The organism is Syntrophorhabdaceae bacterium (genome assembly GCA_035541755.1).
Taxonomy (GTDB): domain Bacteria; phylum Desulfobacterota; class Syntrophorhabdia; order Syntrophorhabdales; family Syntrophorhabdaceae; genus PNOF01.
Map to the genome: position 1 here is coordinate 1 of DATKMQ010000064.1, position 10,431 is coordinate 10,431.

Annotated in this window: 7 protein-coding genes; 4 read left to right on the plus strand and 3 right to left on the minus strand. The window is 52.3% G+C overall.

The window, feature by feature from the left end; translation table 11 throughout:
• Positions 1-112 precede the first annotated feature (112 nt).
• From ligD to VMT62_05740, 3 genes are all read right to left on the minus strand, one after another.
• The gene (gene ligD / locus VMT62_05730) at positions 113-1,852 is read right to left on the minus strand and encodes a non-homologous end-joining DNA ligase (protein ID HVN95908.1); all 1,740 of its coding nucleotides are present in this window, start codon (positions 1,850-1,852) and stop codon (positions 113-115) included.
• Entirely contained in the window at positions 1,853-2,620 is a 768-nt protein-coding gene (locus VMT62_05735; protein HVN95909.1) for a Ku protein, read from the minus strand.
• A 150-nt stretch (positions 2,621-2,770) separates the two neighbouring features.
• Positions 2,771-3,274, minus strand: a complete 504-nt coding sequence (locus VMT62_05740) for a hypothetical protein (GenBank protein HVN95910.1) — start codon at positions 3,272-3,274, stop codon at positions 2,771-2,773.
• Positions 3,275-3,551: 277 nt separating this feature from the next.
• Between VMT62_05740 and VMT62_05745 the strand changes: the two genes are divergently transcribed.
• From VMT62_05745 to VMT62_05760, 4 genes are all read left to right on the plus strand, one after another.
• Entirely contained in the window at positions 3,552-4,454 is a 903-nt protein-coding gene (locus VMT62_05745) for a pirin family protein (protein HVN95911.1), read from the plus strand.
• A gap of 189 nt (positions 4,455-4,643) precedes the next feature.
• Positions 4,644-7,295 carry a GNAT family N-acetyltransferase gene (locus tag VMT62_05750; GenBank protein ID HVN95912.1) on the plus strand — a complete coding sequence of 884 codons (2,652 nt, stop codon included), beginning with the start codon at positions 4,644-4,646 and terminating at the stop codon, positions 7,293-7,295.
• 165 nt (positions 7,296-7,460) lie between these two features.
• Positions 7,461-7,826 carry a MarR family transcriptional regulator gene (locus tag VMT62_05755; GenBank protein ID HVN95913.1) on the plus strand — a complete coding sequence of 122 codons (366 nt, stop codon included), beginning with the start codon at positions 7,461-7,463 and terminating at the stop codon, positions 7,824-7,826.
• Between the two features lie 120 nt (positions 7,827-7,946).
• A partial coding sequence (locus tag VMT62_05760) for a GNAT family N-acetyltransferase (GenBank protein ID HVN95914.1) occupies positions 7,947-10,431 on the plus strand: 2,485 nt, incomplete at its 3' end.

The following is a 10,431-nucleotide window of genomic DNA, read 5'->3' on the forward strand; positions in this document are numbered from 1 at the left end:
AACAAAAGTCAGTCTAGGCGCTCTCTCAAGGCTTGCGTAGCGGCCTAAGGCCGGTCCGGGTTCGGGTGTGCTCTCGAATTTCCGTCTCGATATATAGTCCTTCAATCTCATGTCACAGATAGGGGAGGGTCTGTTTACGGGCGAGCACCTCGCCGAAAGAATCACCCGATTCTTCGAGTCTCATCACCGCCTCGGAATGTAAGACCTTCAATTTGTTCGGATCATCCCGGGTGAGTGATTCTTGCAGCTCTTCCCAGGTAAGAGGAAACGAAACCAATGGTCTTTCACGGGCCCGGAGGGAATAGACGCACACCATGGTCTTAGAGGCGTGATTCTGGGACCAGTTGATGAAAACCTTTTTCTTTCGATGTTCTTTGGCGATTTTGGAAGTGACCATATCAGGATAAGAGCGCTGCAGGGCTTCTGCCGTGGCCTTGGAGAAACTTGCGGTCTGACCGAAGGTGGCCTCCTTGCGGTTAAGGGGGACGTACACGTGGAGACCCTTCTTGCCGGAGGTCTTTACGTGGCAGGCAAGCCCCAATTCTGAGAGCAGGTCCCGGATAATGAGTGCCACTCGAGCGCAGTCAAGCTGACCGGCTCCTTCCCCCGGATCAAGATCAAAGACCACGTAATCGGGGGCCATGGGGGAGAACGCCCGCGCGAGCGGTACATGCAGTTCGAGAGACGCGAGGTTCTCTACCCACAGGAGCGTGCCTGGATCGTTGGCAAGGCAGACGGTCATCTTCTCCCCTTGATCCTGAACCTTCGCTGTAGCTACCCAGGACGGACGATGGGCAGGGCAGCGCTTCTCAAAGAAGAATTTCCCATCCACACCGTCCGGATAGCGCTTGAGCGTCAGCGCCCGATTCTTCAGATGCGGCAAAATGAAGGGGGCGATCCGGCGGTAGTATTCCAATACGTGGGCCTTGGTAAAGCCATAGGAAGGATAGAGGTCCTTTTCGAGATTGGACAGGGAAAGCTTCTTTCCTGACACCTCGGCAACGATTTTTTTCACCGGTGTCCCTTCACCTTGCGCATGCTCTCCTCCAGTACCCTGACAAGGTCCACCTCCCCCCTCTGCCTCTGCCATTTGTGGTGCCTCTACAGTAAGGCCTTTCTTGGCTTTTTTCTCCAGAAGCTTTAAGATCTTGTTTCGTCGCTCGTCGGCGTACATTTTTGGATTGAAATCGGAGACCATTTCCTTAACGATCTTCTTCATGCGGCCCTTTTCCTCTGAACCAATCTTTTCATGCCTGGGCGCGATGTCATCGCTTAAGAGTATCTCCTGGCTGTAATGAAGGGTGGAAAGGGCCAGTGCTCCTCCAACACTTTTTACGGCCACGACATACTCACGCTCTGCTAACACGAACTTGGCGAGCCCTGCTTTGCCTGTGCGGCTCATCACCCGGGCGAGAAGCTGGTACGCTTTTTCACCCCCCTTGAGAGGGACAACATAGTAGGGATGATCATAGTAGATCGTGTCCACGTCTTCTACGTCGACGAATTCTATAATCTCGATCGTACGACTTCTCTCGGGCGTTAAGGACTCCAGCTCTTCATCGGTCACCACTATGTAGGCATCGGGTCCAATCTCGTAGCCTCTTACGATCTCGTGCGGGTGCACTATCTTGTTCTCCCGCGGGCAATACATCCTCCTTGAGAGCGGGGAGTAATCCTTGCCGTGAAGCATTCTAAAAAGCACGCGGCCGGGCTTAACGGCCTTGACGAGTTGTACCGGAATAGCGACGAGACTGAAACTGATGGTTCCGCTCCATATAGTGTGCAGCGCGGGCTCGTCAGAGGTGTTCTCAGACGATACGGATGGAATCCTTTTGGACGAACGCTCTTTCATTTATGCGACCCTCTTCAAGCTTGCCTCAAGGGTTTCAAGCAGCTTGTCTGAGGGCGTGGGTCTCACACGCTTCGGTCTCAAGATTGCGATTTTCTCCCCTCGAGCTTTTTTGTCGATCAAATCCTGCAGCTTCTTCTCATGTTCATTCACGAATTTTTCCGGCTGAAAAGGACCGGCTAGATGATTGATCAGATCGATCCCGATCTTCAATTCTTTTTCGGACAGGGTCACATCCGGCAATTCGAGAGAGGACACAGGGATGACTTCATCGGCGTACCGCAGGATGTGCAACCGGAGCATGATCCCGCCCGCCTGCAGGGCCGCTACATAAGCCCGTTTCCTCATGGCAAAGGTGCATATTCCTTGCACACCCATCTCTGTCAAAACGCTCGCCAGCGTGAGATATCGCTTGGAAGGAGGCTCTGGCTCCAGATAATAGACACGGTCGAAGAAAATAGGATCGATGGCGCCCGCCCTCACGAATTCACGTATCTGAATTGTCCGGCTTTCCGCTTTCCCGGTTTGTTCCAGTTCCTCAGGGTCCACGAGTACATATTCCCCATCCTTCAGCTCAAACCCCCGGATCTCTTCTTCCGGCGGAACAGGAACCTTTTCGTACATGCAAACCATCTGCTGTTTGAGTCTCACGTGATCGCGCCGGTGAAGAAGATGAAACTGGATTCGCTCCTCCTTCACCGCCATATGAAGCTTTACCGGTACATCGAGGCCCCCCAATCGAATCAATCCTTTCCAGAGCGTCTTTCCCATGTCGTAGCAATCTCCTTTTTTCAAGTTGCTTTACAGGTTTTCTCAGACAGGACGGGTCTTTCACCCCTTTATCGTCTACCTGTTTGCGCCCCGGACAGTGGTAAAGCCTAAAGGTCCGATGCGTAAGTTTGTAAGAGACACGATCTCATGCTACTTTGCCGGCGCGCCCAGGGCCTGCAGGATTTCACGCATATGATCAACGTGGAATTGAACGTGATAGCCACCCACACCGGCCAAAAACGCGCCTAACGTGGGATATTCCCCCAGGGGAGATTCTTTGAGCGCAGGGATATGGGCTTTTCGGTCGAGTTGCTCCGGGGACAAGCCTTCGGCAAATCTGGCAATGTCCTCATACTCCCTTTCAACTTCCGACAGGATCTGTGCGAAGGTCATTTTGGCACGCTTCTCTGAGAAAAACGGGTTTGCCGTATGCATTGTGATCGTTGGAGTCTCTGCGGTGAGGAAGGCCTGGAAAATAGCCAGTCGACCCGTGCCCTCCGGTCCCAAGAGGTGGGAAAGGATTTCTTTGGGTGACCACCGCTCGACGGGCGCTCGAGAGGCCATGTTCTCGTCGACCCCGGCGCACACCTTCTTCAGGTCTTCTATCTTTAGACGGATGCTTTGAGCGAGCTCGATACCTGTCGAAGTAGCCATGATTTGTCCCTCCTTACATCTTATTTCGTCATGCGTCCCTTCGCATGTTTAAGCATAAGCACTGAGAGTATTCTGTGGAAAGTACCCAGGCGAGGGTAATTCCCCTCACGCAACGGCTGGCTGTGATTTCTACGGCTGTATGGGTTATTGCCTATCTACCGAATAGGACTTATGTTTCAAGAAGGGCCTATCGGGCTTATGAATGCTCGCACCACGGCGACTCAAACGTGGCGATCATAATCTGCGCGACATCGGCCCATGTGTGTGGAGGGTGGAGATGGTAAGAGACAGGAAGATAAAAAAGGTTATGAGAAGCAAGCCCACGATCGAAGGGGCGGGGGTCCATCTGAGAAGGGCCTTCGGTGCCGGTGAGGTGCCCATGTTTGACCCCTTTCTGCTTCTTGACGACTTTCGTAACAATGATCCGCAGCATTATCTCAAAGGTTTTCCCTGGCATCCCCACCGCGGAATTGAGACTATCACCTACGTGCTAAAGGGCAACGTGGAACACGGGGACAGCATGGGAAACAAAGGGGCCATCGGGAGCGGAGACGTCCAGTGGATGACGGCTGGTAGCGGCATCATCCATCAGGAAATGCCCAAAGGGGACGAATCCGGCAGGATGGGTGGCTTTCAGCTTTGGGCCAATCTGCCCGCGTCCCACAAGATGATGGGCCCTCGTTATCGGGGGCTCGTGACAAGCCAGATACCGGAGATATCTGTGGGAAAAGGCGTGAGGATCCGGGTAATCTCCGGGAAGGTGGGCACCACACGAGGACCGGTTACCGATATTGTCACGGACCCGGAATATCTCGACGTGACAATCCCCGCTCATTCTGAGTTTACCCATCCCACCAAGCAGGGCCACACCGTATTCGCTTATGTGATACAGGGAGAGGCTATGTTTTGCCGCGAAAAAGACCCGTTCACTTACGAGATGGAAGGGGCAAACTACTTCGACATGGAAAGAAGGCCCTTGATCGGCGATGCAGGTCTCGTGCTTTGCGACCGAGGCGAGCAGGTGACGGTCTCCACCGAAGAGCGGAGTGTGCGTTTCCTCCTCATATCGGGAAAACCCATAGGCGAGCCTGTAGCCTGGTACGGGCCCATAGTGATGAACACACAGGATGAATTGGAGATGGCCTTCGACGAATATCGGAAGGGCACATTCATCAAGTAGGGTTCATGAAGGACCTCATTTCGGAGAGATAGGATCAACGTAGCGGAAAACTTGCACCTACAACCCCCTCTGACCGCCGGTTTCGCGCCAAGGAAAGGCACCCTTTGCAGTCTTCACAACGAAGTAGTAACATACTAGTTGAAAGCATTGTTCGGTAGGTAATCTCCCCCGCAAAGAAAGAGGAGATTCATGGGCAGCCTCAAAGACATGTTGAATCCTCGGTCGGTGGCCCTTATAGGTGCGACCGAAAAAGAGAAGTCCATCGGTAGGTCGGTGTTGACCAACCTTCTTCGGGTTAAGGACCGTCCGCTGTATCCCGTAAATCCCAAAAGAAGAACCATTCTGGGGATTCCGTGTTTTCCATCTATCGCGGAGGTACCCTCCCAAGTCAGCCTCGCTGTCATCGCTGCACCCGCGTTAGCGGTCCCTGCTATCATTGAAGAGTGTGGAAAAACAGGCGTGGCGGGCGCTATTATCTTATCCTCAGGCTTTAGAGGGACAGATCCACAGGGAAAGATGCTGGAACGGCAAATCATTGAAGTGCGCAAAAAGTACGGAATAAGGGTTATTGGTCCTAACTGTCTGGGGGTGATCCTTCCTTCCATCGGTCTCAACGCTACCTTCCTTAGCACCGATCCGAAGCGCGGCAATATAGCCCTTATATCGCCGGCCTTGGGCGACGCCATACTCGACTGGGGCGGCACCATGGGCGTGGGTTTTAGCATGTTTGCATCCCTCGGTTCCATGATAGACGTTGGATACGGTGATCTCATAGACTTTCTCAACTATGACTACGAAACTAGAAGTATCATGATTTACATGGAGAGCGTGGGCGATGCAAGACGGTTCATCAGCGCGGCCCGAGCTTTCTCTTTGAATAAGCCTATCATCGCGCTCAAGCCAGGCCGGTCCGAGATCGGCGCCCGCGTAGCCGCGGAGCGCACAGGACGGCAGATAGGAGAAGACCATGTATACGACATGGTTTTCAAAAGAGTTGGTGTGGTGAGGGTTTCTGAGATGTCGGACCTCTTCAACATGGCGAAGGTGCTCGATTCGCGCCGACTGCCCACAGGCCGGAGACTGGCCATCGTGACAGATGCCGGTGACGTTGGGATTATAGCAACCGATACGTTAACCGGGCTTGGAGGAAAGCTCGCGATGATATCTGCCGGCAAAACGGACGAACCCGATCTTTATCTGCCCGAGCGATGGGGCAGAGATAACCCGATCGAAATCATGAGTGACTCAGTGACCGGTCGTTATATAGGCACTGTCAAGGCCTGCCTCAGTGATGAGGGAGTGGACGGCGTTCTTGTGATCTATACACCGCGGGCTGCCGTTGATGCTATGGGGCTTGCCCAGGCTCTTATAGAAATATCTCGGAAGGCCGTGAAGCCAATCATTGTAACCTGGATAGGAGGCGACCGCGCCGCCGAGGGCCGCCGCATACTTCTGCAGAATAATGTACCCGCCTACGCAACACCTGAAGAGGCGGTGAAGACCTACCTCTATATGTACGGGTATCGGAGAAACATCAATCTCCTATACGAGACGCCCGTCGAGGTGGATCATGCCGGGGCCCCGCTTAAGAATTACCTGAAGAAGGCGGTACGCGACACCATTATAAAGCGAAGACGGATTCTTGGTACGGCCCACTCGCTCGACCTCTTGAAAAATTATCAAATCCGGACCGTGAACACGACTGTCGTGTCAGATGGCCAAGAGATTCTGAAGAAAGCCCAAGAATTTGGGTTTCCTGTATTGTTCGGGATGCGCGACCTTCGGGGAAACGGAGATGAGGTACCGGCTCTTCTCACGTCTGAAGATCAGGTGAGCAAGACCTGGTTGGAGACGCTCAATAGGTTTGATCGGGATGGATCCTTGGACAGAGAACATGCAGAAATGGTCCTTTGGAAAAAAGCGGTCCCGGAAGGCTATTGGCTGAAAGTGGAATCGAGACGGGACCCCGAGTTCCGCACGATATTGGTCTTGAGTGAAAAAGCAGGAGGAGCTTTCAACGTGTCGATGGGTCTGCCACCGCTCAACCGGACTCTTGCCAAACGTCTGTTGGAAGAGACAAAGGTTTATGCCATTCTGAGTGATGCTGGTGGCGGACAGGGGATACCCACGAACCTTGAAGATATATTGATCAGTTTTTCAAACGTCGTGATTGATTTCGCCGAAATAGATAGCTTAGCACTTGTCTTGTCCGTTTCTCCGTCAGATGTACTTGCCCAGGAAGTGAAGGTTCTTCTTGCCAGTGACTATGATGATTCTTCTTCGTATCCTCATCTCGTAATAACCCCTTACCCATCCCGGTACGTGACCACATGGAACCTGCCTAGCGGAACCGAGGTTCTTTTGAGACCAGTGCGGCCAGAAGACGAACCAATGAGCCGAGAGATGTTCGCCACCCTGTCGAAGCAAACGCTGCGGGACAGGTTTTTTAGTCCTCCGGAAATAACCCACCACCTCCTCATACGATCTTGTAATATTGACTATGATCGCGAGATAGCCATTCTCGCAGAGATCAGCCATGAAGGAAAACGCAAAATGATCGGCGGAGCGAGGCTCGTCATGGAGCCCGACTCAGGAAAGGCTGAGTTCGCCGTTCTTGTGCATGACGATTACCAGCGGATGGGATTAGGGGCAAAATTGATCGACATTCTCATCGGCATAGGCCAGGACAAGCAGCTGGACGAGATTTATGGTTCCGTGTTGAGCGGAAATGAGAAGATGCTTGGCCTATGCAAGAAATTTGGGTTCAGCGTGAAGTTTGCCTCTTACGGCGTCTCGAAAGTCAGCCTGCCTCTCAAAGGCCGGACAAGGTACCTGTCCTGAAAAGGATATCTTCTCTAAAAAGGTATCCGCTTTCATGATATTTGCTTGACTTTTGAGAACATTAGTTGTATATTACAACTAATGAAGGACCGATCAAAAACATATTCCCTCGATGACTCCATTGCCCATCTTTGCGCCCGCTTCTATCGCGCCATGTGGAAGCATATGAATCGCGAGTTGTCTGAACAAGAACTGGAGATAACGGTTGAACAGTGGCCAATTCTCATCCATCTCTGGGATAAGAATGGTCAGTCTCAAAAGGACCTGGCCCGAAAACTCTTCAAAGATAAGACCACCATAGCAAGGTTGACGGCACCTTTAGAAGCGTTGGGAATGATTGAGAGAGAACCTAATCAGGAAGATGCGCGGGAAAAAAGCATCTTTCTCACGCGGAAAGGAAACGAGATCATGGCGAGGGCGACAGTCATGGTCCAGAAGATCGACAGGCGTGCCGAAGAGGGAATTGATGAAAAGGACCTGGCGATTTGCAAAAGTGTTCTTCGTTCGGTTCACAAGAATCTTGCCTTGTGAGGTCGTTTTATGGAACCGGTTGTATAGGGCACGTCTGATATACCGAGGCGAGAAGTAGGGAAAATCGGGTGCTTTCCCGGGAGAGAACGCAAGAAGAGAACAATAATTAAGGAGTGAGCCATGTCAAGCAGCACGACCATCAAATATCCTTCACAGTACGAAAGCCAAGTGATTCTAAAGGATGGATCGGCTATTCTTTTCAGACCGATCAAGAAAGAAGACGCGGAAAACTGGCTTCTATTTTTCGACAGATTAAGCGACAGAGCAAAGTATCTTCGATTACACGGACCGGCGAGACGCATGGGTTCCGAAGATGCGCTCCGGTTTTGCACCGTTGACTATGTGGATAGCTTTGCTTTTGTCGCGGAAGCGATAGAGGAAGGTGAGAGGAAGATTGTAGCTGTGGGCCGCTATAGTCGCACGCCGTCAGAGACCACCGCAGAGGTAAGCTTTATCATAGACGATGTGTATCAGGAAAAGGGTATCGGTACAAAGCTCATAGAATGGCTGGCAATAGTGGCCAGGAAGAATGGTATCGATACGTTTGAGGCATTTGTGTTGCCCGAAAACACTATCATGATGTCCGTGTTTAAGGGTTACGGGTTCCACATGAAAAAGAAGAACATAGGCGAAGTGGACCATGTGAGCTTCCCGCTGACCAAGACACCTGAGGTAATGAAGAAGAAAGAGGAGAGGGCACTTCTCGCCACGATTAACTCTCTTCGGCATATACTCAGCCCCAGATCGGTTGCAGTCATAGGTGCTTCAAACAGGGCAGGATCCATCGGCCAGCTGGTTTTTCAGTCGATGATAAGCAGCGGATTTTCCGGAGTGGTCTATCCGGTCACGCCGACGTCCAACTCGGTTATGGCGGTGAAGACCTATCCCTCGGTGTCCTATATCCCCGATGCCATAGACTTAGCGATAGTCGCGGTGCCAGCTTCGCAGGTCGTAAAGGTCGCCGACGAATGTGGAAGGAAGAAAGTCAGGGGTATGATTGTCATTTCTGACGGTTTCAGAGAAAGAGGCCCCGAAGGTGTCGCACTGGAGACAGATTTACGTGAAACGGCGTTCGGATACGGCATGCGTATAATCGGTCCGAATTGCATGGGATTAATCAACACTGATCCCCGGGTCAGGCTCAATGCAACATTCGCGCTCATATTTCCGCCCCACGGAAGTATCGCTTTTATGTCCCAGAGCGGGGCGTTAGGGCTTGGCATATTGAAGTATGCTCAAAATGCTGATATCGGTTTTTCCAGTTATATCAGCGTAGGTAACAGGGCGGATATAGCATCGAGCGATATGCTGCAGTACTGGGAGAAAGACCCATCGACCAACGTGATCCTGCTGTATCTTGAATCTTTTGACAATCCGGATGCCTTTACCCGGATCTCGCGGAGGGTATCTGGGAGCAAGCCGATCCTTGCGATCAAGGGTGGAAGCACTACAGCGGGCTCGCGCGCCGCCCTGTCTCATACAGGGGCCATGGCGACCCCCGATGTCCTGTCCGATGCGCTGTTTCAGCAGGCAGGTATCATCAGAATGAACACTATCGAGGGACTTTTTCAAGCGGCGGTGCTTCTGGCAAATCAGCCGGTTCCCAAGGGAAGGCGAGTAGCGATATTAACAAATGGCGGTGGCCCGGGTACACTTGCGGCTGACGCCTGCGCTCGATTCGGGCTGATCCTGCCCGAATTGTCCTCTGAAACAACAGAAAAATTGAGAGCCGTCATCAAGCGTGATATCGGGTTAGGCAACCCTCTTGACCTGACGGCCGGTGTCACGACTCAGGAGTTCGAGGATACGCTGAGAATACTAGCCGAGGACCCCGAGAACGACGCCATTATGGCGATGTATGTGCCCCCCGCGGGTTTGAGCATAGAAAGCATCGAGAAAGCCATAGAGGCGGTGTCACCCGTAATAGTGCAAAACAATAAGCCGGTCCTCGCCTGCTTTGTGGGACAGACAGAAGAAAAAGGTAAAATAATGGCCGGCGAAAAATTCGTGCCCTATTATCTCTTTCCTGAAGACGCTGCCCGGGCCCTCGCCAATGCGGTCAAATACGGCGAAATAAGAACACAGCATCGAGGTACTATCGTGCAGTATGGGGATATTAATATTACAACGGGGCGCGAGATTATCAATACCGTTCTAACCCGAGACATTATGAGGCCCCTGTGGGCTATGCCCGAAGACATAAGTAGTCTTTTCAACTCCTACGGTATACGGATGGCGGAAACAAAAGTGGCCGAGACGGCGGAGGACGCGGCGGCAATTGCGACCCGTTTGGGTTTTCCGGTCGCAATCAAACTGTATTCCGCCACGATTACCCATAAGACTGATGTGGGTGGAGTGGTTCTCAATGTGCAGTCGGCGGGACAGGCGAAGGAGGCTTTCAATCAGATCGAAACAAAAATGGCAGCCCTCGGCTTTGAGGGACAGATGCAGGGTGTGACCGTACAACCCATGATTGAATCAGGCGCAGAAGTGATTATTGGCGTTACCGAAGACCCTACTCTGGGCCATGTTATTATGTTCGGCCTGGGTGGCATCTACGCTGAGCTCATTCATGACACAGCTGCTAGGCTGCTTCCCCTTACTG